Genomic DNA, 23,621 nt, shown 5'->3' with positions numbered 1-23,621 from the left:
TCATGAGGTCACGCACTGGGGTGCATGCCCCACAAGCTGCCTGGCGGCCACCGCCGGCACGTCTTCGCAATTGCTAGAATTGGGTCATGTTCCCCAGTGTGGGTGCAACGAGCCCAGGAGTCGAAATGACCGAGCATCGCCATGTCGAATGGGACCCCGATACGCGACGCATCATGACTGCCCGGCTCATATTGCGCCCGTGGCAGCTCGATGACGATATCGCCGCCTATGGGGTGTACGGCGCGCCGGAGGTTTCGCGTTGGCTGTGTCCGGCGCTGCCATTGGTCGCCGACGAAGCGCAGATGCGGCAGCTCTTGGGCTTATGGATCACCGAAAGCGACGCGGCGGGCCTGCCCCTGGGCCGGTGGGCGATTACCGACAGAGACTCTGGCGATCTGATCGGCGGAGCGGCCCTGCTTCCACTGCCACCCGGTCGCACCGATCTCGAAATCGGATGGCAGGTCACACCGATGCGGTGGGGTCACGGGTATGGCGCGGAAGCTGGTCATGCGGTGGCCCATCAGGCATTCACAAATGTTGGTGTCAGTGAGGTCTTCGCGGTGGTGCGGCCGGGCAATCATCGCGGGGTGGCTACTGCGCGGCGAGTGGGCATGGAATGGGTCGGTGAGACCGACAAGTACTACAACCTCACCCTCGAGGTCTACCGTCTGAGCAAAGGAGATTTGGATCTACCAGAGCCGGCCTGCGCACCGGCGCCGGGATCGGAGTAATCCCCAACACCACTACGGTGCGGCCTCTCACAGGCGGGGCGGACGTCTAGTGGGTTTCGCAGCCCACATCGGGAACGACCCGGTAGCCTGATCGCATGGCCCCCCGGGATGCCGACCAGCTGCCAGTGACCAGTCGCGGACGAGCAACGCGCGACCGCATCATCAGCTGTGCCGCGGAGTTGTTTGTCACTGAGGGGGTTCCCGCGGTAAGTCAAGAGCGGGTACGGCAAGCCGCCTCGGTCAGTGGCTCACAGCTGTCGCACTACTTCGCTGATAAGGACGCGTTGATACGAGCCGTGGTCGCTCGGCAAACCGAGGTACTCCTGGACTTTCATCGGCAAGAGGCGCTGAACAATCTGGATACCTTCGATGATTTCGAGAAGTGGGTCGAGCTCACGTTGGCGTTGAGCCCGCGGCGAATTCGACACCAGGCGTTGCCGACCTATGGCATGCTGGCCGGCCAACTAGGCAAGCACGACGAGCAGACGCGCGAACTGCTCGCAGATGGTTACCGGCAGTGGACGGCGCTGTTGCGCCGGGGCTTGTCACGAATGAAGAATCGCGGGTTGGTTATTGAGTCCGCTGATCCCGCGGTTCTGGCTAACGTACTGGTGACCGCACATGAAGGCGGAAGCCTGATGAGCGGCGCGTACGGCAAGGCCTGGCCGGATCGTGACGCCTTGACCTTCGCGTTAAGTTACCTGCGCCAGTTCGCCACCCGCCCGCGTGACCGACGGTCACCAATACCAGGGGAAGCGGCGCAGGGGGCTGCGGCCTCGGCTTATACCTAGCGGTCGTGGAGTCTCGGACGCCATGATTGGGCTGGCCAGCTACCTAGCTCGTCCCGATGCCTTCGTGTGGCGCCTCGAGGCGGTCACCGGCTGGGTCGCGAACGAATGAACGTAGTCGACGGCGGCACTGAGTGCGTCGCGCAGCGGGTTGATGGACCGAGTCGTCTGGGTGAGCAGCGATCCGCCTTGGTGGGCGGCGACCAGCACCCGCGCGAGGTGCAGAGGATCAGCGTCGGCGCGCAGGTCTCCTCGTTTGCGCATAGAGGTCAATCCGGTGCGAAACAGGGCGATCCACTCGTCGTAGACCGCGCTGACGTCGCTGCGGATTTCACCTCCGGGCGGGATCAACTCGCCCACCAACGAACCGAAGGTGCATCCGCCCAAGTTCATGTCGATTTGTTTTTGGACGTTGAGGTCGGCCCACTTTTGCAACGTCTCGAAACTGTCCAGCCCGGCCAGCTCTCCTGAAGTGTGGAATGCGATCACTTCATTACGGCGCCAGGCGATGACGCCGCGCACTATGGCACGTTTGTCCTTGAAGTAGTGGGTCATCTGCGACCCGCTGACGGAGGCAGCCTTGCGCACGTCGTTGGCTCCGGTGTTGTGCAGCCCCCGCTTGTACACCAGTTCAGCGGCCACTCCGACGATGCGCGCATAGGTCGCCCGACCTCGTGGGGTCAGGACGACCGCGGTGTCATCAATCATGTCCGGCTATCACCAAGAGGTCGAAGTGGTGGGTCAACTAGCTAGCTGATAATCGTACGGGTCACATCGCATTTCGCGAGGTACGTCCCCCAGCAGCGGCGGCTGTCGGGTTGTCTCGGAGATGAGGAGAACCTCCTGCCGGAGTTAGACGGGATTACCGACTCAGTACATGGTAGAAGGTCACCTGGGACTTGCCGCCCTCGGCGAACTGGGCCAAGGCTTCCACGCTGAGCGCGAAATGATTGGTTTGGACGTGAAGGTCTACAGCGTGCTGGTTGCGGAACAGCTGGTAAAGTGTGAAATGCCCTGGCCGATCGCGGTCTTCGTGCAGCCTGAAAGTGCTAACGCCTCCCTCGGCCAGCGACTGCGGGATCAACTCGGCAAACGCACGCCGCAACTCGTCTCCTCTGCCTGGCAAAGCCGTGGCCTCGGTGATCAGCACCACTTCATCTGAGCCGTGCATAGTTGACACTCCTTCAGCGTCGCCTCAAGTCTGCGTGCAATCACGACACTGAGTAATTGCGTTGCAGACACCGTGATTTCGTGTGAACAAATCGCATCACCGGTTGGCCTTAGCCAGCGGACGAGCGTCCTCGCTGAGCCGCAAGGGTACATCTGATGGCTCGGTCACCTGCATGACAACTCAATGGCTGACGGAGATGATGTGCGGCACCTGTTGCCCTACAGATGGCCGCCGGTCAGGTGAACGATAGTCGCGACCGCTATTTCTCTTCTTTTGCTCTGGGTATTATAACCCACTTTTAGCGAGGCGTGCACATTCGCTTAAGGCATTGGGTTTTAGCAGTCGGCCTCGGCGGCATGGCCAGAACTCACCCGGGTGAAACAACGCTGGGGTGATGACAGCTCACCCCGCCGGGCAGGAGATTGATACCAGTTCGAGGTTGATACGCATGGCACTGGATGTAATCGCCTGGGCTACAACTTTTCTTGCTGGGCAAAGGGTCGAGCAGGATTCGCCGAGAAATGAGTAGCAGAAAGGTCTCACCATGCACTTCGATTCCAAGAAGGTCATCGTCGTCGGAGGCAGCGCCGGTATGGGCCGGCAGGCGGCCATCGACATCGTGCGTCACGGCGGCAGCGCGGTGATCATCGGCCGGTCGAAGGGTCGTGTCGATCAGACCGTGACCGAACTGACCGGCGAAGGTGGCCAAGCCTGGGGGATCACTGCGGAGTTGACCGATCGTGCGGCGGTCGCCGATGTGCAGCGCGCGCTTTCCGAGGATCACGGCGACGCGACGTTGCTCGTCAACGCGGCCGGATTCTTCGTCCCCAAGCCATTTCTGGAATACGATGCGCTGACCTATGACTCGTACATGGAACTCAACTATGCGTTGTTCTTCCTGACGCAGACCGTGGTTGAGGGCATGATCGCCCGCGGAGAGGGCGGCTCCATCGTCAACATCGGCAGCATGTGGGCGCATCAGGCGATCGGTCTGACCCCATCGTCTGTGTATTCGATGCAAAAAGCCGGGCTGCATGCGATGACCCATAACCTGGCCATCGAGCTTGCCGGGCACAAGATCCGCGTCAACGCGGTGGCGCCTGCCGTCGTCAAGACGCCGCTGTACGAGGGCTTCATTCCGAAGGAGGAGATCGACGCCACGCTTGCCACGTTCGCGCCGCTTCATCCGTTGGGACGAGTCGGCACCCCGGCCGACGTGGCCAACGCCGTGACATATCTGCTGTCCGATGAGGCCAGCTGGGTCACCGGCGCAATCCTCAACGTTGACGGCGGCATCATGGCCGGCCGCAATTAGCCCAATAACGATGGGGCCCTGCCGAAATGCCGGGCCCGGCAAGATAAGCAAAGGAGACCAGGTGTCACACGAATACAGCAAGGACCCTGCCGCGGTCAACGCGCTGAGCCCCGAGCAATACCGCGTCACCCAGGAGAACGGCACGGAGGTTCCGTTCACCGGCGAGTACTGCAACAACCATGAACCCGGCATTTACGTTGATGTGGTCTCTGGCGAGCCGCTTTTCGCTTCCGCGAACAAATTCGATAGCGGAACTGGTTGGCCCAGCTTCACCCGACCCATCAATGCGGACAACGTCGTTGAGAGGCGCGACCGCAGCCACTACATGGAAAGGGTTGAGGTGCGGTCGGCCCACGCTGACAGCCATCTTGGCCACGTATTCACCGACGGTCCAGCAGAAGCGGGCGGTTTGCGCTACTGCATCAACTCGGCATCGCTGCGATTCGTCCACCGCGATGATTTGGAAGCGCAGGGCTACGGGCAATATCTGCACCTGTTCACGGAAGGTGTGTCGGAACAACACCAAAGCGTCGCGGGGGAGGAATCATGACCGGCCACAACAAGAAAGCCGTGCTCGCCGGTGGGTGCTTTTGGGGCATGGAGGACTTGTTCCGCACCCGGCCGGGTGTCGTTTCAACCCGGGTCGGTTACACCGGCGGCAGCAACACGCACCCGACCTACCGGAATCACCCCGGCCACGCCGAGGCGCTCGAGGTGACCTACGACCCGGACCAGACCGATTACCGGGCGCTGCTGGGATTCTTCTTCCAGATTCACGACCCGACCACCAAGAACCGTCAGGGCAACGATGTGGGAACCAGTTATCGGTCAGCAATCTTCTATCTGGACGACGAGCAAAAGCAGATCGCCTTGCACACCATCGCCGACATGGAGGCTTCAGGGAGATGGCCAGGCGCAATCGTCACCGAGGTCAACCCGGCTGGTGAGTTCTGGGAAGCCGAACCCGAGCACCAGGACTACCTGCAGCGCTACCCATCCGGATACACCTGCCACTACATCCGTCCCGAGTGGACGTTACCCAGCGGCGGTGACGGCGCCGGCGCGGAGGCGGCGACGGCAGAACATGCCGAGCCGGCTCAGTAACGGCATGGGCCCGGAAACGCCTGATTGGCAGGTGCCGTTGACCCCGTACGTGCCGTGGCGGCGCTACTGTGACGCGTGTGCCGCAGGGTGGGTTATGTCGCGGCCCGGCAATCGGCACGCGGTGGTGCCGGCATGACTCAGAACCCGAATCTGGCTGCACTGTCCGCGGCGGGGGTGTCGGTCTGGCTGGATGACTTGTCGCGCGACCTGCTGCACTCCGGCAAGCTGCAGCAGCTGATCGATACGAGAAGCGTTGTCGGCGTGACCACTAACCCATCCACCTTCGAGCGCGCACTTACAAACGGCCGCGCCTACGACGGCCAGATCGCCGAGCTGACGGGCCGTGGTACCGATATCGACACCGCAGTCCGCACCGCGATCACCGACGACGTCCGGGCCGCCTGCGATGTGCTGCTTCCGCAATGGGAGGCCTCCGACGGCGTCGACGGACGAGTGTCCATTGAAGTCGATCCGACGCTGGCGCACGACACGGATGCGACGGTCGCGCAGGCCGTCGAGTTGGCCAAGGTCGTCGACCGGCCCAACGTGTTCATCAAAATACCGGCGACGACCGCGGGGCTGCCCGCCATCACCGCGGTGCTAGCCAGAGGTGTCTCAGTCAACGTCACGCTGATCTTTTCCGTCCAACGGCACCGGGCGGTGATGGACGCCTATCTGGCCGGTATCGAGGCCGCCCAGCAGACGGGCGCCGACATATCCCAAATCCACTCGGTGGCATCACTATTCGTGTCGCGGGTGGACACCGATGTCGACAAGCAACTCGAGGCGATCGGCACCGATGAGGCGCTCAGACTACGTGGAAAGGCTGGCGTCGCCAACGCGCGATTGGCCTACGCGTACTACCAGCAGGTCTTCGAAGCCGGGGAACGCTACACCGCGCTGCGCGCCGCGGGTGCTCGCGCGCAACGCCCGCTATGGGCCTCCACCGGAGTTAAAACCACCGCGTATCCCGATACGATGTACATCACCGAACTGGTGGCACCGAACACGGTCAGCACCATTCCTCAGCCGACACTCGAGGCGGTGGCCGATCACGGCGTCGTCGCCGGTGACACCGTGACCGGTAAGGCGGAGCAGGCGCAGGAGGTGTTCGATCGGCTGACTGCCGTCGGTGTCGATCTGCCCGATGTCTTCGCTGTGCTCGAGCGCGAAGGGGTGTCCAAGTTCGCGGCGTCGTGGTCGCGCGCACTTCAACGCTGAACACTTCGTGACGCCGCAACTTCAACTCATCCAGGAGACCGAATTTTATGTCCACCTCGGCGCCTCCTCTGAGCGGCCCGGCTTCGCGGCTGCACTATCCGCACATGATTGAGCGGATGCGCGGTGAGGCCCAGACTCGATCCAACAAGGAGGAATGGTGAGCGGCTACGTCGCTGGCGCTATCGGTGGGATTGTCGGCGGACTTGCCATAGCCGCCCTGGGCATGGCCTACGGCGCGGTGAGTGGGCGGGGTGTGTGGACGCTTCCCAACAGGATCAGCGGAATCATTCTGGGCCCCAGAGGCGCAGCGGATAGGTTGTTTGGATTGGCCACCCTGGTTGGCGTAGCACTCCACATCTTGCTCTCTGCCGTATTTGGCGTCGTCATCGTCCTTATCGCGCAGGATTTCACGCACGCGTACCTCGCATCAGGTCTGGTGGTTGGCGTGGCGCTTTGGCTCATAAACTATGTTGGCATCGGCGCGATTCATCCGGGCGCCCGTGAGGTCGCGAAGCTGAACCCCGTCCCGATCGCGCTTGGGCTTCACCTATTATTCGGGTTGATTGCGGGCACGGTCGCCGTCTTAGTCATCCAGCGGCCGTGAGGATTTCGTCATGGCGACCGAGATGGCCGTGGTGCCGGACGGCGGCGGTGCTGGTCGAGTGCACGTGTGGGCGCGTTGCAGCCATACTGACTACTTCGGTTGCCGTCCATAGTTATCGGTGCGCCCGAGACTGAGCTGCGAAGTCGGCAGCGAGCGGAGGCCCATCACCGAACCGCCTCGTTCATATTGCAGCTAAGCCTCTTCCAATGCCTCGCCGAGTGATTGAAGAACCTTGTTGTGCTGCGAGTTGACGAGCGCGTGGCCGACAACCAACGCGGCAACGACTGGCCATTCCATCATCCCAAAAACGGCCAGTGCACCGACGCCGGCGTAGAAAGCAAGTTGTTCTCGTGACGGTACAGTCAGGGCGACCCTCTTGGGCGACGACGCGGACACCCCGCACGTGCGCTGAACTCTCGCTTCATTCATCACGCCTCCTGATCTCCCCACCGAGTCGCATGACCGCGATACCGGTGCCTGATCGGACGATGCGCGTCTGCGCGCACGGTTGTCAGTGACCATCGGTTGCCGGACGACCGCCACTGAGCTCGGCGCCGTCGACACTCGTGCGCCGCTGGATTGCTCCGCTCGCGGCTTTGCCGATCGTCCCGCCCGCCCCGCCAACCGGAGAGTCGAACAATAGATCCCGCAATTGTTTTCGTCCGCGGTTGAGCCTCGAACTTACGGTTCCTTGCCGGGTGTCGGTCATGGCGGCGATCTCCTTGTAGGAGTATCCGGCGATGTCGGCAAAATACACGGTGATGCGAAACTGCTCGGGCAAGATCATCATTGCCGCTTTGAGGTAGGGGTCTGGCAGCATTTCGAGTGCCTGGTCTTCCGCCGACCGCAGACCCCCGGGCGTGCGCGGGGCGCCGGCGACCAGCTGTCGATCGGTGATCTCACCAGTCGGATGTATTGCGGGACTGCGCTTTTTTGTCCTATAGCTGTTGATATAGGTGTTTGTCATGATTCGCCGCAGCCATGCTTTGAGGTTTGTTCCTGGCTCGAATGCCCGAAGACCGGCGTAAGCGTTGAGCATAGTTTCTTGCACCAGATCCTCGGCATCCGGTCGATTGGAGGTCATCCGAAGAGCCTGTCGGTAGAGAGGCTCAAGGAGCGGGATGACGGCGCTTTCAAATTGAGCGGCCAACGCGCTGTCCGGCGCTTTTGTACATTCCGCGCGTACCCGACCCACGTTATGCTCCTGCCATCGCGGAACGTCTCGGCGCGCGCAGTGCCCGGCTGCCGATTGCGGGAATCGGGCAGGGCTCGTGCGAGAGTGGAGTACAGCCCTGCCCGGCGCCCCAGCGTCTCGAGGAACCGGTGATGTAGCGCGTGGCACGGATTTCAGCGATCAACGTCGTCTTGGTTGGGCCCGCGCTCAAGCGCGTTCCTTCCAGGGCCGATCCCGCCCTGATGCATTCCTTACCGCGGGTACGGTATGTCTTTGCCTCCACAGCACCTCCGCATGCCAATCTGGTGCCAGCATCCACCGCCGCGGGGTGAGTGGTCATCACCCGCCGAGGCAATTCATCCGGATGAGTGGCCGCGCCGTCTACTACATCAAGTTGGCCGTCACTGCTCGGGCTGGGCGTTGTCGCGGTGCGTCGGCGGCTCGCCTCGCCCTCGATTCGCGTGATCGACCGCATCCACCTGTCCGACTATCACCCGGGTGAATAACGGAGATGGGCGACGACGGGTCACCCCCCTGGGCGCCATGCTCTCAACGTCGACACCCGCGCAGCCGTGTTTCTGTTGTGTAAGAAGCACAGCAGGAGACTCACGCACCCTAGCGGCACCATGCGCGGACAAGGTTAGTTCAGAAGAGACAAAGTCGCCCTGAGCAAGGAGGAAATGGTGAGCGCCGCCAGGAGAATGCTGGAGACCTACCCACGGGATCTGGGCCGGATCGATAGAGCCAAGCTGGTCGAATGTATCGACGCCTGTTTCGAATGCGACCAGGCCTGCACAGCGTGTGCAGACGCCTGCCTCAGTGAAGACGACGTCTATCACTTGACCAAATGTATCCGCACTTGCCTTGACTGCGCGGATGTCTGCGCGACAACCGGCCGCGTCTTGTCCCGGCACACGGACTACGACGCCAACTTGACCAGGACGGTGCTCCAAACGTGTGCCACCGCCTGTAAGACAAGCGCAGACGAGTGCGACAAGCACGCGCCGAAACACGAGCATTGCCGCGTGTGTGCCGAGGTTTGCCGTCGCTGTGAACGAGCCTGCCGCGACCTTGTTGAGGCTCTCGGTTGAGACAACCCAAGCTGCCGGGGTGGACTGCCCACGGCTGCATGAGGTCAATCGATTGGGACACTTGGCAATACAGAATGGAGACCGCGCTGATGGGAATTTCTGAATTCGATGACGTGCAGGCGCATCTGCTTGAACCAGAAGAAAGCCTGGACTCGGAACAGACCGGCATCGACCTCGACGAAGGCTACTCGCCGCCGGAAAGCCCGCGTGAACTGCGGGCGTGGGGTATCACCGCGAGGGAAGCGCGTACCCATGAAAGTCTGGCGCGCCGGCTGGCCCGTGAGGTGCCCGACGTGACCGATCTATGGGACGGCGACGGAATCGGTGACACCGCCGACAGCGACGGCGAGCCAATCGACGATCAAGTCGGCGACATGCGCGCGGGTCGGCTCGTCGCCTTCACCTTGGACGCGACGGACCCGAGTACGGATTACCGTGCCCACGACGTCGGTATCGACGGCGGCGCTGCCTCGGCTGAGGAAGCCGCCATGCATATCGTCGTCGACGAAGACACCGGCGATGGCGCCCTATGGCGTCTTTGATGACCTGCCGTCCGTCCACTTGGTGAATTGACCTGTGGTGACCCGCATTGTGATCCTCGGTGGTGGCCCGGCCGGGTACGAGGCGGCATTGGTCGCGGCTGCACGAGGTCCCGCCGTCGCCCGCGTGACCGTCGTCGATTCCGACGGGGTCGGCGGCGCCGCGGTGCTGTGCGACTGCGTGCCATCGAAGACCTTTATCGCCTCCACAGGGCTGCGCACTGAGCTGCGGCGGGCAACCCGCCTGGGTTTCGACATCCACATCGACGACGCCGAGATCTGTTTGGCAGAAATCCACCAGCGGATCAAGATGCTCGCTACCGAGCAATCGGTGGATATCACCGCCCAGCTGCTGAGCCTGGGTGTCGAGTTGATCGCGGGACGCGGCGAGCTGGTCGACGCGTCTCCCGGTCTGGCGCGTCACCGCGTCGAGGTGACCGCGCGCGATGGCAGCACCACGATGCGCGATGCCGATGTGGTGTTGATCGCCACCGGCGCCAGCCCCAGGATCCTGCCGTCGGCGCGCCCCGACGGCGAGCGCATCCTGACCTGGCGCCAGCTCTACGACCTGGACTCGCTGCCCGACCACCTCATCGTGGTGGGTTGCGGGGTGACCGGCACCGAATTCGCCAACGCCTACACCGAACTGGGTGTGGCCGTGACGCTGGTAGCCAGCCGCGACCGGTTGTTGCCGCACGAGGACGCCGACGCCGCGAGGGTGCTCGAGGAATCGTTCGCCCAACGCGGCGTCAAACTGATCAAACAGGCCCGGGCACAATCCGTCAGGCGCACCGACGACGGGGTGCTGGTGACAATGGCCGACGGCCGCACCGTCGAGGGCAGCCACGCATTGATGACGCTTGGGTCAGTGCCCAACACCGGCCGGCTAGGTCTACAGCGGGTGGCTATCGAACCCGGGCCGGGCGACTACGTTGTCGTCGACCGGGTGTCGCGGACATCGGTCGCGGGCATTTACGCTGCGGGGGACTGCACCGGTCTCCTGCCGTTAGCCTCGGTTGCCGCGATGCAGGGCCGGATCGCGATGTATCACGCGCTTGGTGAAGCCGTTAGTCCGCTCCGGTTGGGCACCGTTGCGGCGACGGTGTTCACCCACCCCGAGGTCGCGATGGTCGGCGTCTCGCAGACCGCGATCGACGACGGCTCGATTCAGGTCCGCAGCATCATGCTGCCGTTGAAAACCAATGCGCGGGCGAAAATGTCGGAGCTGCGTCAGGGCTTCGTCAAACTATTTTGCCGGCAGGACAGCGGCGTGGTAATCGGTGGCGTGGTGGTCGCGCCGATCGCTTCTGAATTGATATTGCCGATCGCGATGGCTGTTCAAAACCGGATCACGGTTGACGATTTGGCGCAGACGCTTGCGATCTATCCGTCGCTGTCCGGCTCGATCACCGAGGCGGCTCGCCGTCTCATAGCCCGCGACGATCTGAACTGATGCACGAACCTAACTGGGCCGACGACTGCTCTTGCGCCCGGGCAGCCCAACCGATGCAGCTGTCGCGGCGCGAGCGTTATCACCCGGGTGAATCGTGCTCACGGGTGGTGACAGATGGATCAGCGTCGGGCGATGCTCTTGCGGGAGATATCCACAGCCGTCGACAACGCCGTGTTCACGAAGGAACACCACGACGCCGTGCGATCGATTCCCGACCCCACGTGGATAGCCGAATACCAAACAGGAGAAGAGATATGAACGCGGTCCCACTTCACCGTCAGGCGGAGAAGGCGGAACCGGCCACCTCGGTTGTGATCGTCGGCAGCGGGTTTGCCGCTTTCGAATGCGCGCGCGGTCTGGCCCGACGGTTACACAGGGCACGCGCCTCGGATGTGAGGGTGACCATTGTTTCGCCGGTCGATTACCTGCAGTACTCGCCGTTGCTGGCCGATGTGGCCGGCGGGCTGGTCGACCCGCGGTTTGTCTGTATTCCGCTGGCCGGAACGCTCAAAGGCGTGCGGGCGGTGCGCGGCTGCGTCGACGGCGTTGACTTCGATCGGCATATGCTCTCGTTCACCGATCCGGAGGGTCGGGTACGGACACTGGCGTGGGATCGGCTGGTCTTGACACCAGGCTCGGTGACGCGGCTGTTCGATACGCCCGGTCTGGCCGCTCACGCACACGGGCTGAAGTCAACGGCCGAAGCGCTCTATCTGCGCGATCATGTCATCGAGCAGTTGGAACTGGCTCACGTCGACGAAGACGAGGCGCGCGCGGCCGCGCGGCGCACGATTGTCGTTGTCGGTGCGTCGTATTCGGGTTCCGAATTGACGGCGCAGCTGCGCGCGCTCGCCGACGCAGCTGCCAAGCAGATCGGCTTCGATCGGACCTCGGTGCGGTTTGTGCTGCTGGACTTGGCCGACCACGTCATGCCCGAGCTGGGGCAGAGGCTCGGTGACGCGGCCATGCGTGTGCTGCGCACCCGCGGAATCGACGTGCGGTTGGGCACGACCGTGAAGCATGTTCACGCTGATCATGTTGTGCTGACCGATGATTCGCGCGTCGACGCCTACACGGTGGCGTGGGTGGCTGGCGTGACCCCGTCACCACTGATCGCCACGCTGGGCTTGGAAACCGAGCGGGGCCGGCTGAAGGTGCAGGCCGATTTGCAGGTACCCGGTCACCCCGATGTCTTTGCCGCGGGCGACGCCGCCGCCGTTCCAGACCTAACCAAGCCAGGCAAGATCGCCCCGCCCACCGCCCAGCACGCGACCCGACAAGGTAAGGCGTTGGCCCGCAACGTCGCCGCAAGCCTCGGGTACGGTCAGCGGAAGGACTACCGGCACAACGACAAAGGTCTGGTCGTCGACTTGGGCCCGCGCTACGCCGTCGCCAACCCGCTAGGCGTGCAACTGTCGGGCTATCCGGCGAAGCTTGTCGCCCGCGCCTACCACATCTACGCGATCCCCCGGCTCGTCAACCGCTGGGCGATCGCACTCGCGTATCTCACCGACGTCTTCTTCGCCCGCACGGTGTTGTCGATGGGATTCGCTTGCGGTGCCGACGCCCAAACAGCGGCCGGCGAAGTCGTCCAGCTACCGAAGGCGGCAGGGGCGGGATGACATTCAACAACGCTGTTGCTGTTCGAGCGGTCCTATTCAGCCGCACACCCAACGCGGGGGTTTTGGGGATGATCACCACCACGGAACGGAGCACCGATGAGCATCGTCAACAAAGGCTTTCGCAGACGAAGCGGTGAGTCGGCCCGTGAGCTGCCGCCCGGGCAACATCTGACGGCGGACTTCCCGGTTCTGCAAGCAGGACCGACTCCGCGGATCGATCTTGATGACTGGCGATTCACCATTCGCGACGAGCTGGGCGCCGAACACTCCTGGAGCTGGGCGCAGTTCAAGCTCCTGCCCAGCGAACCGCTCACCGTGGACATCCACTGCGTCACGACGTGGTCCAAGCTGGATACCGAGTGGGAAGGTGTCTCTCTGGACACCCTGCTCGAATCGACGGAAACTGCCGCGGAATTCGCACTGATCGGTTCCTACGGCGGCTACACGACCAACCTCCCGTTGCGCGATCTTCGCGGCGGGAAGGCGTGGATCGTCCACGGCTACCAGGGCGCACCGCTTAGCGCGGTGCACGGCGGCCCGGCACGGCTGCTGGTACCGCATCTGTACTTCTGGAAGTCCGCGAAGTGGGTGAGGTCCATCGAGCTGCGGGATAGCGACTCAGCGGGGTTCTGGGAACGATTCGGCTACCACAACTACGGCGACCCGTGGCGAGAACAACGCTACGCCGGGGACTGACGACGGCCATGGAGTCCATGTGAAATCGATGTCGCGCTGGCTGGTCGCGCGTGTGGTGCGCTCGGAACCCGAGACCGAGACTGCGCAATCGATCGGGCTGACCGTGCCGGGCTGGGGCGGCCACAGGGCCGGCCAGCACATTGATCTCAAGCTGACCGCTGAGGACGGATACAGCGCACAACGGAGCTACTCACTGAGCAGACCAGCCGACGGTGAGCGCATCGAACTCACCGTGCAGGAAGTCCCCGACGGGGAAGTCTCGCCTTACCTCACGCGACTTGTTGCCGGAGAACAGATCGAGCTTCGCGGCCCGATCGGCGGCTGGTTCGTCTGGCGGCCAAACGAGGAGGCTCCCGTCCTGCTTGTCGGCGGCGGTTCCGGAATAGTGCCGTTGATGGCCATGCTGCGGCAGCGGCAGCGGCTCGCGGCGGGCAGCGCCGACTTTCGGCTGGTCTATTCGGTGCGCAGTCCCGCGGACGTGTACTACGCCCAAGAGCTCGGCCTGCTCGAGCGCGAATGTGACTGGCTGCAGGTCGCGCTGGTCTACACCCGCACGGCCGCACCGCAGACCGCCCGCCCGCCGGGCCGGATCCGCGCCGCTGACCTCGCGCCGACGGAGCGGGTGCCCGCCGACGGCACGCGCGTTTACGTTTGCGGGCCAACGGGGTTTGTGGAATCGGCGACCACCACTCTGATTGCGCAGGGCTACCAACCATCGGCTATCCGGACCGAACGGTTCGGACCGAGCGGATGATAGGAAAGCGAGAGACGATGACCGAACCAACGCACGTCGACGGCAACGCCGTCGGTGGCGCCTTTGCAGACGTGCTCGGATTCGATGTCACCACCACGATGGTGACCTGCGCCGGTTGTGGTCGTGTCGGGGCCTTCGCCGAGAGTCACGTCTATCACCGCGGGCCCGGCATCGTGGTGCGTTGTCCGAACTGCGGAGACATCCTCGTTCAGCTGGTGCAAACGCCCACCGACGTGTGGCTCGACTTCCGCGGCGCCCAGTCCTGGCGTGTCCCGATCCCGGTCCGGTGATGTCTTCGCCGCAGCCGCCGGCGGTTGCACAGGCTCGTTCTACGCCGCGCTGTTCGATCGAACCGCCGCCCAGAAAAGACATTTCGCTTTGAACGATGGCCAGCGCCATCGGATACGCCGACCATGAAGGACAGGCACGCATGGACCGAATATTTCATGTCCTGATTGGTTACCCACCCGGTGCCGTCGATGCTGCCATCAAGACCTCGGCGCTGTTCCTCACGGCTGCGATCCTGTTTCGTTTCATGGAGCGCCGCACACTCGCCGAATTCGCGCCGTTCGACTGGATCGCTGCGGTCGCCGCCGGAGCGGTCGTCGGTCGGGCTGCTACCGCCAGCGATACCTCGTGGCTCAGCGCGACCGTGGCGCTCATTTGCCTTTTGGCCACCCACGCGGTGCTTGCGCGATTGCGCTTCATCCCGGGGATTCGACGATTTATCGATCCGCCTCTGAAAGTGTTGATCCGCAACGGACACGTCGACCGACGCAACCTGCGTCGATGCGGACTTACCGCCGCCGATCTCGAGGCTGTGCTCCGACAGCACGGACACGGAAGCTCCGATCGTATTCACCTTGCGATCTTCGAAGCCAAAGGCGCGATCTCCATTCTGTTAAAGGATGGGAGGGTCACGGACCCTAACGCGGTCGCCCCGGATGCGCTGGTGGGAAGAGAGTGCGAATGACACACAGGGCCGGAGGTAAACCAATTACCGGTGCGCGCAAGCCGCCCCACGGCGGTGGCAGCGATCCCGGGCCGGCAACGAACTCGCTCGGTGAGCTCGCTCGTCGCGTCCGTACCGCCGACGTCGTGGACGCGATGGGGCGACTACATCAACATCGCAGCGATCTGCTCGATCTGGTGAGTCCCACGCCCGGCCGCGTGCTTTTTGGGCCGGCCGTGACAATCTCGTACTTCCCGACCTGTCGAACCGCGCTGCCCCCCGAACGCTACAACTTCAAGCGGCTCTTCTATGAGGCCATCGCCGATGGTGCTGAAGGGTGTGTCCTCGTCTTGGCCAGTAACGGATACACCGACACCTCACTTGGCGGCGGAACGAAGTTGTCGCGTGTCCAAAACCGTCGGCTTGCAGGCATCCTCACGGACGGCCGACTTCGCGACTTCGCTGAACTCCAGCGATCTGACCTAGCCATCTATTGCCGAGGCGAGGCAACACGCTGGGGTGGTGACGTTGTCACCCCCTTCGAGGCCAACCGCTCGGTAGTCCTGGCGGGGGTGGGGATCCATCCGGGCGACTACATCTTCGCCGACCCTTCGGGCGCTGTCGCCATACCCGCCAACGATGTGCGAACCGTTCTTCAAGGCGCCTGCCAGGTCTCCGTGGAGGACACGGAATCGATCGCGGCCATCCGGGACGAAACGCCATCCACGTCGTCCGCGAAAACTGAACGCTGAGCCCCGCGGGTGGGCGTTGCCGCCCGGCGCGAGTAGCAGACACGTCGAGCACCAGCTGGGTCCAGAGGTAGTCGCGAAGCTCGTGGAGCAGGTCCGACTTTGCTCGCGCTCCCACCAGGCGGATGGTTGATTTGCCATCCTTGTGACGATCATGGTCGGGGATCGACGCCACCTGAAACCGTTGGGCAGTTCGGGGATTCGCGTCCACGTCGAGCCTCGCCACGGTCAATTTGTCGCCCTGGTCAACGGCGATTCTACTCGAGGATCGGTGCGACACGGACCGCACCACGGGCCCATAAATCAACCAATACGGTGAACGAGGCATCGCCCACGGTGATGGGTCGCGACGGGGTCCTGAGGAATCTTTCCTTCCCTGGCAATGGAATCCAACAGGGGACTGTGCGGTCGGCTCAGCCAGCGCTCGGCATCGAGTGCCGCCGCGCAGCCGCTGGCTGCGGCGGTGACTGCTTGGCGGTAGCGGCGGTCGATGAGGTCGCCGGCGGCGAATACGCCCTCCGCGGAGGTACGGGTCGTACCGCCTTTGGTCAGGATGTGGCCACCGGCATCGAGGTCGACGTGTCCGATCAGGAGATCCGAGCGGGGTATCTGGCCGACAGCGACGAAGACGGCCGCGACGGCGATGGTGGAATCGCCGGCGTGGCGCCTGCTGCGTACGCGCACCCCGCTGACTCGTCGGTTACCGTGCAGGGCAAGCACTTCGGTGGAGGTCCGGATCGTGACGTTGGGATGATCCTGCAGACGCGCAACCGCGATGGCTGATGCCCGTAGTCGTGGGCGTTGGTGGATGAGGGTGACGTGGCGGGCCAGCGGAGCGAGGTAGAGCGCCTCTTCAACTGCACCGTCGCCCCCGCCGATGACGGCGACGTCACGTCCGGTGAACCGTGCGCCGTCGCGTTTCGCGCTTGTGCTCACGCCGTGAAGCCCGCGTTCGCCCGGCACGTTGAGGGACCGGGGGGCCGAGCCCATGGCAAGGATCAGGGCACGGCCGTGGTGCTGGTCATCGCTCGTCCCGACCGTCTTCGGCTTGTCGCGGACGTCGAATCTCTCGACGTGGCCTGAGCATAACTCTGCGCCGAAGCGCTGCGCTTGTCGCCGCATCGCCTCCGCCAGCGCGGGACCCGAGACGAATGGGCCGACACCGGGGTAGTTGTCTATCGGCCCGGCGGCGATGAGGGCACCGCCGGGCTCATGTCCTTCGATGACAAGGGTGTCCAGCCCGGCTCGAGCCGTGTAGATCGCCGCCGTGTACCCGGCTGGCCCCGACCCGACGATGATGACGTCACGAACCCGGCTCGCTGTCGGCGTCATAGGTTGATGGCATGGCCGGTCAGAGCGTGGAAGCATTCCTGTAGCCCCTCGCCGAGCGTGGGGTGGGTGTGCACGTTGCGGGCCAGCTCAGTGGCGGTCAGGTCCCAGAGTTGGGCGGCGGTCAATTCGGGGAGGAGCTCGCTGACTTCGGCCCCGACGAGGTGAGCTCCGAGCAACTCGCCGTGCGCAGCGTCGGCGATGATTTTGATGAAGCCGGCCCGTTCGCCCAGGCCGTGCGCTTTGGCACTGGCCTGCATGGGAAACGTCGCCACTCGGATATTGCGGCCGCTGGAGCGCGCCTGGTCTTCGGTGTAACCGAAGCTGGCGACCTGGGGTTGGCAGAAGGTCACGCGTGGCATCATGCGGTAGTCCAACGGCATGGTCGGGGAGCCGGCGATGGTTTCGGCGGCGATGACTCCCTGGGCCGAGGCGACGTGGGCGAGTTGCACTTTGGCGGTGACGTCGCCGACCGCGAAGACGTGAGGAGCCGAGGTGCGCATGTAGTCGTCGATGGCGACTGCCCCGCCTGTGGTGAGATCTACGTCCACCATGTCGAGGCCGAGGTTTTCCACGTTGGGGCAAAATCCGATGCAGATGAACGCGCGGGCGGCGTCGACTGAGGTGGTGTGGCCGTTGCGATCAGTGTGGGTGACGGTGATGCGGTCGCCGTGGTCGGTCACCGAGTCCACCCGGGTGTTGGTCTGGATGGGGATGCCGCGGCGTCGGTATTGGCGAGTCAATTCCTTGGAGACGTCGGCGTCTTCGTTGGGGAGTGCGCGGTCGGCGTATTCGAGAATTTGGACGTCGACGCCGTAGCTGTTGAGGATGTAGGCGAATTCCATGCCGATTCCGCCGGCGCCGATGATGACGATGGACTCCGGTATGGTTGCGTCGAGGATCTGCTGCTCATAGGTCACGATGTTTTCGCTGAGGCTGACGCCGGGCAGCATCCGCACCCGTGAGCCGGTGGCGATGATGGCGTGACTGAAGCGGAGGCTGGTGGTGCCGCCGTCACGTAGCTGTACGTCGAGTGTGTGCGAGCCGCTGAACCGGCCGCGACCGTCGATTTCGGTGATCTTGTTTTTGCGCATCAGGAAGTGCACGCCGCGCACCCGGGCGTCGGCGACTTCACGGCTGCGTGACACGGCACGGGCGTAGTCGAGCTTGATGTCACCGCAGATACCGAACTCGTCTGCCTGATGGGTCAGGATGGAGGCGATCTCGGCGTTGCGCAGCAAGGCTTTTGACGGAACGCACCCGGTGTTGAGGCAGACTCCGCCCCAGTAGCGTTCTTCGACGATCGCGACGGTCATGCCGAGCTGGGCCGCGCGGATGCCGGCGACGTATCCGCCCGAGCCGGCGCCCACGACCACCAGGTCATACTGGCGGGGGATTGGTGTGCTCATCGCCGGGTGCCTCCTCTTTGGTCTCGCCCATGGCCCTCATATCGCGCTCCGTTCATTCGTCACACTCAAGTGGCCAAGGCCGCCACGAAGTGCTCGATGACCACGACGTTGTGAGCGACTTCAGCGCCGACGTGGCCTGTGTGGCGGGGGACATAGATTGAACCGGGGACATCAGCCCCACCGACGACAACCACGTTTGATCCCGCCGCCAACAGATCGCCAGCCAGTGCGCGCAAAGCCGCGTGAGGGCCGCGGTGGGAACCAAAAAGGACAGCGGTCAGTTTTGCGTCTGCGCGCCGCACGAGGTCGCGTCGATGTTGTCCTACGATGTGGCCCTCGGCGACGCTCTCCGTCGCCTCGTTTGTGAGCAACGCCGCGTATAAAGCGGCGGCCGCGTGCTCGCCGCACCCGGCGTAAGCCAGGCGCGAGTCCTGCTGGGCCGCAACACGGGCCGCTATTTCGCGAAGTTTCGCCGGCAAGGTCGCGGTAGCGACAATCCGCGCGGTACCAGAGACATCGGCATTGTCTTCCTTGAGAATCATCGAGGCGACGTAGTCGTGGGCTATGAGAGCGTTCAGAAACCCTTTCGGGCTGCCCGATGTCCGGCTACGCAGCAGAACTTCACAGTCAGCAACCGCGGCGAGTGGACTGGCCGGGTCGTCGGTGATCGCCATCACCGCTGCCGGATTCATGGTCCGGCCGAGCCCGTCGGTCAATGCGCAAACGTGCCCGCCCGAGCCCGACCGCGACGTGACGACCAGGAGCGAGTCGCGGGTGACCAGTTGCGGATTCTCTAACAGATTTTCCGTATCGACCCACGACGCGGGCTTGCCGGCCGCAACGAGCCGCCGCCAGCTCGGCAGGGCTGCAAAATGCGATGTGCCCATACCGGTGAGGATGATGTGTCGCTGGTGATCGCGGACCAACGGGTACAAGCCCAGCGAGATCGGCGCCTGATCGAATTCGAGCAACGATCGAGCTTGAGCCCCGGCGTCGACGCGAACGGGAACTCGGCTCGAGAGATGCCGGCGCGGCAACTGTCTATCGCAAAGTGGCAGTGTCGTTCTCGGGTTCACCGGCTAGTGCCCCTTTGGTCGTTCGACATGATTGTGGTTTGGCCCCGGTGTCCGGCGACCCCATCGGCGCAAAACGGCGGCCTGGCTGGCGGGCGGGCACCCGCGCCGCAAGGGCCCGCACGTTGTGTCGGCTATCAGCGTGCCTCCGAGGCGGGTGAGATGTCATCACCCCCGACACCGATTCACCCGGGTGATGACGACCCACGGGTTCGGGTTCGCGCGGTGTACACGCATACTTTTCTATTCTGCGCCAACGTTTTCCAAAACCACTGCTACCGCCTGCCCCGAGCCGATGCAGACCCCGATCACGCCATACCGGGTGCCTCGTTCACGCAGTTCGGTCGCCAGTGTCAACAAATAGCGAGTTCCGGTAGCCCCGAAGGGATGTCCGATCGCAACCGCGCCACCGTTGGGCGTCAGCTTGTCATCGGGCACCACGAAACCGTCCAGCTGGTTTGGCAATTCCCGCAGCACGCCGAGCGCCTGGGCGCTGAACGCCTCGTGCACCTCCCACACGTCGATCTGCTCGGGAGCAAGTCCTGCCCGGCGGATCGCGGCCGGAATTGCCCATGCGGGGGCCACGCCCATGACGAGAGGGTCGATGCCGTAAACCGCGCTCGATACCACTCGGGCTAGCGGCTCGACGCCGAGTTCCCTGGCCCGCTCCCCGGAAGCGATGACTACGGCACTGGCGCCATCGCTTAAAGGCGAGGAGTTCGCCGCCGTCATTTGGGTCGTGCCGGGCTGGGCAGGTAAACCCGCCAGCACCTCGGCGGTGGTGTCATCGCGGATGAATTCGTCATGTTGTGCAACCCGGGCAGGGGTCTTCTTCGTCGCCGGGATCGTCACGGGCATAATCTCTTTGGCTAGCCGACCTCGATCACGGGCAGCCTTGGCATGTTGCTGGGATCGCAGCGCGAAGGCGTCGATCTCCTCGCGATTCAGCGAGTAGCGGTCGGCGACATTCTGCGCGGTCTCGATCATGCTGATGTAAGCGTTGCGGGCCAGTAACACCGGGTTGGGCGGACCGCCGGCGCCGCTCCACATGGTGTCGAGCATGATCACCGGACCTCGGGGACTGAAGGCGGCATCGCCTTTCATCAGCGCCCACCCCGATCGAGACATCGACTCGACTCCACAGGCGATACCCAGGCCGAGGTCGCCGGCCTTGATCGCGTGGCTGATGGTCACCGCCGCGCTCAGTGACGATCCGCAAAATCTGTTCACGGTGGATCCGGCCGCCGTGTCAGGAAATCCGGCAGCCAACGCTGCCCACCGGGCGACGTCGCCCATGCCCTCGTGCGCGGGGTTCACGCAACCCGCCACGATGTCTTCCACGGCATCGAGCGGTACGCCCAGCCGGTCGCAGGCGCCCTTCATCGTCATACCCAGCAAGTCATCGGCCCGGATACCCGACAGTGTGCCGCCATAACGGGTGAACGGGGTTCGCACACCACCCAAAACATAAGCCTCGATCATCACCACCCACCCGCCTCGGACTGCTGCAGGCGAATGACGTCAATCATCATGCGCAGTTGGGGCTGGTCTGGGTTGCCGGCGTAACCATTCAGCCAGCCAGTCAGCTTTGAGAGTAGCGTTGCCGGCAAAGCCATTCGGGTTGACAACAGGGCGGTGAGGATACGTTTGATCACGAGATAGCTCTCGCCGCAGCCCAACTCGACGAAAGCACTCGAGCGCTCATAGCCGGTCAAACACGACCCCACCGTGTCGACCAGTGTCCACGCCATGTCCTCGTCGGAAATCATCGACGTGTCAATCGTGCGGCACGATTGCGCCAGCAAACCACGACTCGCGAAGTTCAATGTCGTCGATGACGCCAATCGCGTGTTGGCGCGCTTCACGCCGGCCTCCTCGTCGTACGCAACATCATCAGCGGCGGGTTGTGTCAGTCCATTGCGGCGATCGTCCTCTGCCCCGGGTTGCGTCAATCGCGTCCGCCAGCAGCCACAGCGCCAAGCCGATGAGCGCAATGTCTTTCATCAAGAACTCTCCGTCGGCGGACAAAATTGGAAAGCCGCCGGCAGATGCCTCACCGACCCCGGGGGTCGTGATCATGAAGCTCAGCGTGGTCACGAAGAACAGTGAGGCTAATGCGCCGCCCACCACGGAAGCCTTCGGGAACCACGGCTTGACCGCGAGCAGTGCTGCGGTAATCAGTTCTACTGATCCGTTCAATCGACCAAAGGCGTCGATGGACATCATGTTGTAGACCCAACCCAAGAATGGGCTATTAGCCACCCAATGTGAAATGCCGTGGGATTCATAGGAAGTGAACTTCATGGCGCCGAACCAGGCCAGGACTACGACCAGACCATACCGTGCGACCAGGGGCGCAATGCCAGTCGTTCGAGACGTTCCTGAACCATGAGTAGGCATGGTGGTGGCCTCCTGCTGTGACATGCGGTCTCCGTTCTCTGTGTCGTTTCGCTGCATCGCTGCCGGCGAATCTCGCACTGCCTTCGGTGGCGGCGCAGTTCGTCGACACGGTGATCCAGGCGGTTCGCCCTCGTAGCTCAAATCAGTGATCACTATCTCTGCGCGAGGGGTGAGCTGTCATCATCCGCGGGTGCAGCTCACCCGGGTGAGACACTCGGTTGTGATCAGCGAGTGCGCGGAAGTGGCCGACCATCCGGGTGCGCGGCGTCCCACCGCGCATCGATGCGGGTCAAGCGGCGATTCTCCATGACGAGCCACAGTGCTCCGGCGACGGCGCCGAGAATGGCGATGAGCAATGTGGTGGAAAGCCATTCGTAATGCCGGTAGGCGGCCGTAGCCGCCGTGCTTATCAGCGCGACCGCCGCAACGACCAGCAGGATCAACCCCGGCCAGAAGAAGTTGTCCTTCATCGCGATACCCGCGTGCGGTTGCGTGGTCCGGGAGTGATCCGTCGGATCATCATGCGTGTCTCCCATCACCGCTCCTTTCGTCGTTGGACGATATGTCTCAAAATCCCTTGCTCAGTACGCGGACCCGCGCGACATGTGCAGAACACCGACGCGAACCACCGACGTACATCCGTCAGCACAGGCGTGTATGTGATCAGGTCGGGCCCGCCCCGTCGCGGATGAGTAGTTCGGGCAGCGTAATCGCCCCAATCGTTGTCACGAGCCACACCACAACCGTCGTGGCTAGCCAGGATGCCGTGCCGTGAATGGTCAGGCCGCCCGTCAATACCGACGCGAGGACCAACGCGACGATCGTCAATGCCAAGCCGGTACCCCCGAGGAGCAGGGACGCATACCCATGGGGCAACTTCAAGATCGACAAGGACAGGATCGCCTGCGTTACCGCGAAGATCGCTACGGCGACGATGAATCCCGCTACCGACAACGAAACTCTGGGAACGATCCAAGCCGCAACCATTAGTCCAATCGCCCATGATGCCAGAAGCACCAATGCGCGCAGCAGGATTGTTTGCCTGGTGACAATGAGCGGACCTCGCTGAGCTCTGGATGGGCGACGTCTGGTTCTCATGACCGTCTTTGTTTGGTTCGCAACAGGGTTCATAATCGTTGGCGCCCGCGGTGCCGACGTGAAGCGGCGGTGCTGCCTTCGCAGCGCGCCACGATTTCGGCGACCGCGCGGCGCCGAAGTCCTGCGATATCGCGGTAGTAAAAGGCTGGCCGGAACTGCTTTGGTGATGTCACCGACGCGCCGGGGAGTTGGATGTCGGGCAATACATTCAGTGCATCGAGTTCGGCCAATCCTTGCGAATAGCGTCGCTCCGGGCCGGCTAGCTGCCGGTGGGTGCGGCACTCGCTCGGGCGGTGTTGCGCGGGGTGCAGACCGTTGACGTAGATGTTGGTCATGATGCGAAACAGC

General features: G+C 63.5%; 29 protein-coding genes and 1 pseudogene. 16 read left to right on the top strand and 14 right to left on the bottom strand.

Translation table 11 applies throughout. The annotated features are described in order from the left end of the window. The first annotated feature begins 125 nt into the window (after window positions 1–125). Window positions 126–731 (top strand): GNAT family N-acetyltransferase, encoded by a 606-nt coding sequence (locus G6N51_RS12560; RefSeq protein WP_083172975.1) that lies wholly within the window; start codon window positions 126–128, stop codon window positions 729–731. Between the two features lie 95 nt (window positions 732–826). Continuing rightward, window positions 827–1,522 (top strand): TetR/AcrR family transcriptional regulator, encoded by a 696-nt coding sequence (locus G6N51_RS12555; protein ID WP_083172976.1) that lies wholly within the window; start codon window positions 827–829, stop codon window positions 1,520–1,522. 39 nt (window positions 1,523–1,561) lie between these two features. On the opposite strand, the gene G6N51_RS12550 is transcribed toward G6N51_RS12555, so the two are convergent. Continuing rightward, complete coding sequence (locus tag G6N51_RS12550) at window positions 1,562–2,227, bottom strand: TetR/AcrR family transcriptional regulator (protein WP_083172977.1); 666 nt, start codon at window positions 2,225–2,227, stop codon at window positions 1,562–1,564. Between the two features lie 154 nt (window positions 2,228–2,381). After that, a complete protein-coding gene (locus tag G6N51_RS29675) occupies window positions 2,382–2,690 on the bottom strand; it encodes a putative quinol monooxygenase (RefSeq protein WP_083172978.1) in 309 nt (102 codons plus the stop codon). Window positions 2,691–3,234: 544 nt separating this feature from the next. On the opposite strand from G6N51_RS29675, the gene G6N51_RS12540 reads away from it, so the two are divergent. The 5 genes from G6N51_RS12540 to G6N51_RS12520 all read left to right on the top strand — a co-directional run bounded on the left by G6N51_RS12540 (window position 3,235) and on the right by G6N51_RS12520 (window position 6,934). After that, a complete protein-coding gene (locus G6N51_RS12540; protein ID WP_083172979.1) occupies window positions 3,235–4,005 on the top strand; it encodes an SDR family NAD(P)-dependent oxidoreductase in 771 nt (256 codons plus the stop codon). Between the two features lie 61 nt (window positions 4,006–4,066). Then, window positions 4,067–4,555 carry a peptide-methionine (R)-S-oxide reductase MsrB gene (gene msrB, locus G6N51_RS12535; RefSeq protein WP_083172980.1) on the top strand — a complete coding sequence of 163 codons (489 nt, stop codon included), beginning with the start codon at window positions 4,067–4,069 and terminating at the stop codon, window positions 4,553–4,555. Next, the gene (msrA, locus tag G6N51_RS12530; RefSeq protein WP_083172981.1) at window positions 4,552–5,109 is read left to right on the top strand and encodes a peptide-methionine (S)-S-oxide reductase MsrA; all 558 of its coding nucleotides are present in this window, start codon (window positions 4,552–4,554) and stop codon (window positions 5,107–5,109) included. Before msrB ends, msrA begins: the two co-directional genes overlap by 4 nt. A gap of 132 nt (window positions 5,110–5,241) precedes the next feature. Then, window positions 5,242–6,330 (top strand): transaldolase, encoded by a 1,089-nt coding sequence (gene tal / locus G6N51_RS12525; protein ID WP_083172982.1) that lies wholly within the window; start codon window positions 5,242–5,244, stop codon window positions 6,328–6,330. A 157-nt stretch (window positions 6,331–6,487) separates the two neighbouring features. Beyond that, on the top strand, window positions 6,488–6,934 hold the full coding sequence (locus G6N51_RS12520; RefSeq protein WP_142275041.1) for a hypothetical protein: 447 nt from the start codon (window positions 6,488–6,490) through the stop codon (window positions 6,932–6,934). Window positions 6,935–7,126: 192 nt separating this feature from the next. Here G6N51_RS12520 and G6N51_RS12515 read toward each other — a convergent pair whose 3' ends face one another. Together G6N51_RS12515 and G6N51_RS12510 are read right to left on the bottom strand one after the other, a co-directional pair. Further along, window positions 7,127–7,363: a hypothetical protein gene (locus G6N51_RS12515; RefSeq protein WP_142275042.1), complete on the bottom strand. Its 237-nt coding sequence runs from the start codon at window positions 7,361–7,363 to the stop codon at window positions 7,127–7,129. 82 nt (window positions 7,364–7,445) lie between these two features. Beyond that, window positions 7,446–8,129: a sigma-70 family RNA polymerase sigma factor gene (locus tag G6N51_RS12510; RefSeq protein WP_083172984.1), complete on the bottom strand. Its 684-nt coding sequence runs from the start codon at window positions 8,127–8,129 to the stop codon at window positions 7,446–7,448. A 680-nt stretch (window positions 8,130–8,809) separates the two neighbouring features. Between G6N51_RS12510 and G6N51_RS12505 the strand changes: the two genes are divergently transcribed. The 9 genes from G6N51_RS12505 (at window position 8,810) to G6N51_RS12465 (ending at window position 15,967) form a co-directional block, all read left to right on the top strand. Then, window positions 8,810–9,199 carry a four-helix bundle copper-binding protein gene (locus G6N51_RS12505; protein ID WP_197747133.1) on the top strand — a complete coding sequence of 130 codons (390 nt, stop codon included), beginning with the start codon at window positions 8,810–8,812 and terminating at the stop codon, window positions 9,197–9,199. 74 nt (window positions 9,200–9,273) lie between these two features. Next, window positions 9,274–9,741: a DUF5709 domain-containing protein gene (locus tag G6N51_RS12500; protein ID WP_083172985.1), complete on the top strand. Its 468-nt coding sequence runs from the start codon at window positions 9,274–9,276 to the stop codon at window positions 9,739–9,741. 34 nt (window positions 9,742–9,775) lie between these two features. Beyond that, window positions 9,776–11,191: an NAD(P)H-quinone dehydrogenase gene (locus tag G6N51_RS12495; protein WP_083172986.1), complete on the top strand. Its 1,416-nt coding sequence runs from the start codon at window positions 9,776–9,778 to the stop codon at window positions 11,189–11,191. A 254-nt stretch (window positions 11,192–11,445) separates the two neighbouring features. Beyond that, window positions 11,446–12,813, top strand: a complete 1,368-nt coding sequence (locus tag G6N51_RS12490; protein ID WP_083172987.1) for an NAD(P)/FAD-dependent oxidoreductase — start codon at window positions 11,446–11,448, stop codon at window positions 12,811–12,813. 96 nt (window positions 12,814–12,909) lie between these two features. Beyond that, window positions 12,910–13,509: a sulfite oxidase-like oxidoreductase gene (locus tag G6N51_RS12485; RefSeq protein ID WP_083172988.1), complete on the top strand. Its 600-nt coding sequence runs from the start codon at window positions 12,910–12,912 to the stop codon at window positions 13,507–13,509. A 28-nt stretch (window positions 13,510–13,537) separates the two neighbouring features. Further along, window positions 13,538–14,263 carry a ferredoxin reductase gene (locus G6N51_RS12480; RefSeq protein WP_083173019.1) on the top strand — a complete coding sequence of 242 codons (726 nt, stop codon included), beginning with the start codon at window positions 13,538–13,540 and terminating at the stop codon, window positions 14,261–14,263. 17 nt (window positions 14,264–14,280) lie between these two features. Continuing rightward, complete coding sequence (locus G6N51_RS12475; RefSeq protein ID WP_083172989.1) at window positions 14,281–14,553, top strand: DUF6510 family protein; 273 nt, start codon at window positions 14,281–14,283, stop codon at window positions 14,551–14,553. A 140-nt stretch (window positions 14,554–14,693) separates the two neighbouring features. Continuing rightward, complete coding sequence (locus tag G6N51_RS12470) at window positions 14,694–15,236, top strand: DUF421 domain-containing protein (RefSeq protein WP_083173020.1); 543 nt, start codon at window positions 14,694–14,696, stop codon at window positions 15,234–15,236. Then, window positions 15,233–15,967: an RraA family protein gene (locus tag G6N51_RS12465; RefSeq protein ID WP_083172990.1), complete on the top strand. Its 735-nt coding sequence runs from the start codon at window positions 15,233–15,235 to the stop codon at window positions 15,965–15,967. Before G6N51_RS12470 ends, G6N51_RS12465 begins: the two co-directional genes overlap by 4 nt. A gap of 76 nt (window positions 15,968–16,043) precedes the next feature. Here the strand turns inward: G6N51_RS12465 and G6N51_RS29560 are convergent. The 10 genes and pseudogenes from G6N51_RS29560 to G6N51_RS12415 all read right to left on the bottom strand — a co-directional run. After that, window positions 16,044–16,305, bottom strand: a pseudogene (locus G6N51_RS29560) (thioredoxin family protein); the annotation flags it as partial. Then, on the bottom strand, window positions 16,268–17,296 hold the full coding sequence (locus G6N51_RS12455) for an NAD(P)/FAD-dependent oxidoreductase (protein WP_083172991.1): 1,029 nt from the start codon (window positions 17,294–17,296) through the stop codon (window positions 16,268–16,270). The pseudogene G6N51_RS29560 and the gene G6N51_RS12455, both read right to left, overlap by 38 nt. Beyond that, the gene (lpdA, locus tag G6N51_RS12450; protein WP_167528610.1) at window positions 17,293–18,690 is read right to left on the bottom strand and encodes a dihydrolipoyl dehydrogenase; all 1,398 of its coding nucleotides are present in this window, start codon (window positions 18,688–18,690) and stop codon (window positions 17,293–17,295) included. Before lpdA ends, G6N51_RS12455 begins: the two co-directional genes overlap by 4 nt. 77 nt (window positions 18,691–18,767) lie before the next feature. Continuing rightward, window positions 18,768–19,673 carry an SIS domain-containing protein gene (locus G6N51_RS12445; RefSeq protein ID WP_083172993.1) on the bottom strand — a complete coding sequence of 302 codons (906 nt, stop codon included), beginning with the start codon at window positions 19,671–19,673 and terminating at the stop codon, window positions 18,768–18,770. A 345-nt stretch (window positions 19,674–20,018) separates the two neighbouring features. Beyond that, window positions 20,019–21,257 carry a thiolase family protein gene (locus tag G6N51_RS12440; RefSeq protein WP_083173021.1) on the bottom strand — a complete coding sequence of 413 codons (1,239 nt, stop codon included), beginning with the start codon at window positions 21,255–21,257 and terminating at the stop codon, window positions 20,019–20,021. Continuing rightward, window positions 21,257–21,640 (bottom strand): tryptophanase, encoded by a 384-nt coding sequence (locus G6N51_RS12435; RefSeq protein ID WP_232078361.1) that lies wholly within the window; start codon window positions 21,638–21,640, stop codon window positions 21,257–21,259. Before G6N51_RS12435 ends, G6N51_RS12440 begins: the two co-directional genes overlap by 1 nt. 28 nt (window positions 21,641–21,668) lie before the next feature. Then, window positions 21,669–22,199 (bottom strand): YkgB family protein, encoded by a 531-nt coding sequence (locus G6N51_RS12430; RefSeq protein ID WP_083173023.1) that lies wholly within the window; start codon window positions 22,197–22,199, stop codon window positions 21,669–21,671. Window positions 22,200–22,399: 200 nt separating this feature from the next. After that, a complete protein-coding gene (gene usfY, locus G6N51_RS12425; protein WP_142275045.1) occupies window positions 22,400–22,711 on the bottom strand; it encodes a protein UsfY in 312 nt (103 codons plus the stop codon). A 127-nt stretch (window positions 22,712–22,838) separates the two neighbouring features. Further along, window positions 22,839–23,162, bottom strand: coding sequence for a hypothetical protein (locus tag G6N51_RS12420; protein WP_083172994.1), 324 nt, complete (start codon window positions 23,160–23,162; stop codon window positions 22,839–22,841). 140 nt (window positions 23,163–23,302) lie between these two features. Next, entirely contained in the window at window positions 23,303–23,608 is a 306-nt protein-coding gene (locus tag G6N51_RS12415) for a hypothetical protein (protein WP_142275046.1), read from the bottom strand. Between the last annotated feature and the right edge of the window lie 13 nt (window positions 23,609–23,621).

Origin of the sequence: Mycobacterium paraseoulense (assembly GCF_010731655.1) — a bacterium.
Taxonomy (GTDB): Bacteria; Actinomycetota; Actinomycetes; order Mycobacteriales; family Mycobacteriaceae; genus Mycobacterium; species Mycobacterium paraseoulense.
The sequence above is the reverse complement of the archived record's forward strand: the minus strand, read 5'-3'. Positions and strand labels throughout refer to the sequence as shown.

What these genes read in the sequence shown, in the direction of transcription:
- msrA (WP_083172981.1), top strand. Translation starts at nt 4,552, where the DNA reads ATGACCGGCCACAACAAGAAAGCCGTGCTCGCCGGTGGGTGCTTTTGG.
- G6N51_RS12455 (WP_083172991.1), bottom strand. Translation starts at nt 17,296, where the DNA reads ATGACGCCGACAGCGAGCCGGGTTCGTGACGTCATCATCGTCGGGTCG.
- G6N51_RS12430 (WP_083173023.1), bottom strand. Translation starts at nt 22,199, where the DNA reads ATGTCACAGCAGGAGGCCACCACCATGCCTACTCATGGTTCAGGAACG.
- G6N51_RS12505 (WP_197747133.1), top strand. Translation starts at nt 8,810, where the DNA reads ATGCTGGAGACCTACCCACGGGATCTGGGCCGGATCGATAGAGCCAAG.
- G6N51_RS12485 (WP_083172988.1), top strand. Translation starts at nt 12,910, where the DNA reads ATGAGCATCGTCAACAAAGGCTTTCGCAGACGAAGCGGTGAGTCGGCC.
- G6N51_RS12475 (WP_083172989.1), top strand. Translation starts at nt 14,281, where the DNA reads ATGACCGAACCAACGCACGTCGACGGCAACGCCGTCGGTGGCGCCTTT.
- G6N51_RS12515 (WP_142275042.1), bottom strand. Translation starts at nt 7,363, where the DNA reads ATGAATGAAGCGAGAGTTCAGCGCACGTGCGGGGTGTCCGCGTCGTCG.
- G6N51_RS12550 (WP_083172977.1), bottom strand. Translation starts at nt 2,227, where the DNA reads ATGATTGATGACACCGCGGTCGTCCTGACCCCACGAGGTCGGGCGACC.
- G6N51_RS12555 (WP_083172976.1), top strand. Translation starts at nt 827, where the DNA reads ATGGCCCCCCGGGATGCCGACCAGCTGCCAGTGACCAGTCGCGGACGA.
- G6N51_RS12490 (WP_083172987.1), top strand. Translation starts at nt 11,446, where the DNA reads ATGAACGCGGTCCCACTTCACCGTCAGGCGGAGAAGGCGGAACCGGCC.
- G6N51_RS12415 (WP_142275046.1), bottom strand. Translation starts at nt 23,608, where the DNA reads ATGACCAACATCTACGTCAACGGTCTGCACCCCGCGCAACACCGCCCG.
- G6N51_RS12420 (WP_083172994.1), bottom strand. Translation starts at nt 23,162, where the DNA reads ATGGTTGCGGCTTGGATCGTTCCCAGAGTTTCGTTGTCGGTAGCGGGA.
- G6N51_RS12560 (WP_083172975.1), top strand. Translation starts at nt 126, where the DNA reads ATGACCGAGCATCGCCATGTCGAATGGGACCCCGATACGCGACGCATC.
- G6N51_RS12540 (WP_083172979.1), top strand. Translation starts at nt 3,235, where the DNA reads ATGCACTTCGATTCCAAGAAGGTCATCGTCGTCGGAGGCAGCGCCGGT.
- G6N51_RS12440 (WP_083173021.1), bottom strand. Translation starts at nt 21,257, where the DNA reads ATGATCGAGGCTTATGTTTTGGGTGGTGTGCGAACCCCGTTCACCCGT.
- G6N51_RS12465 (WP_083172990.1), top strand. Translation starts at nt 15,233, where the DNA reads ATGACACACAGGGCCGGAGGTAAACCAATTACCGGTGCGCGCAAGCCG.
- G6N51_RS12470 (WP_083173020.1), top strand. Translation starts at nt 14,694, where the DNA reads ATGGACCGAATATTTCATGTCCTGATTGGTTACCCACCCGGTGCCGTC.
- G6N51_RS12480 (WP_083173019.1), top strand. Translation starts at nt 13,538, where the DNA reads ATGTCGCGCTGGCTGGTCGCGCGTGTGGTGCGCTCGGAACCCGAGACC.
- G6N51_RS29675 (WP_083172978.1), bottom strand. Translation starts at nt 2,690, where the DNA reads ATGCACGGCTCAGATGAAGTGGTGCTGATCACCGAGGCCACGGCTTTG.
- usfY (WP_142275045.1), bottom strand. Translation starts at nt 22,711, where the DNA reads ATGGGAGACACGCATGATGATCCGACGGATCACTCCCGGACCACGCAA.
- G6N51_RS12500 (WP_083172985.1), top strand. Translation starts at nt 9,274, where the DNA reads ATGGAGACCGCGCTGATGGGAATTTCTGAATTCGATGACGTGCAGGCG.
- tal (WP_083172982.1), top strand. Translation starts at nt 5,242, where the DNA reads ATGACTCAGAACCCGAATCTGGCTGCACTGTCCGCGGCGGGGGTGTCG.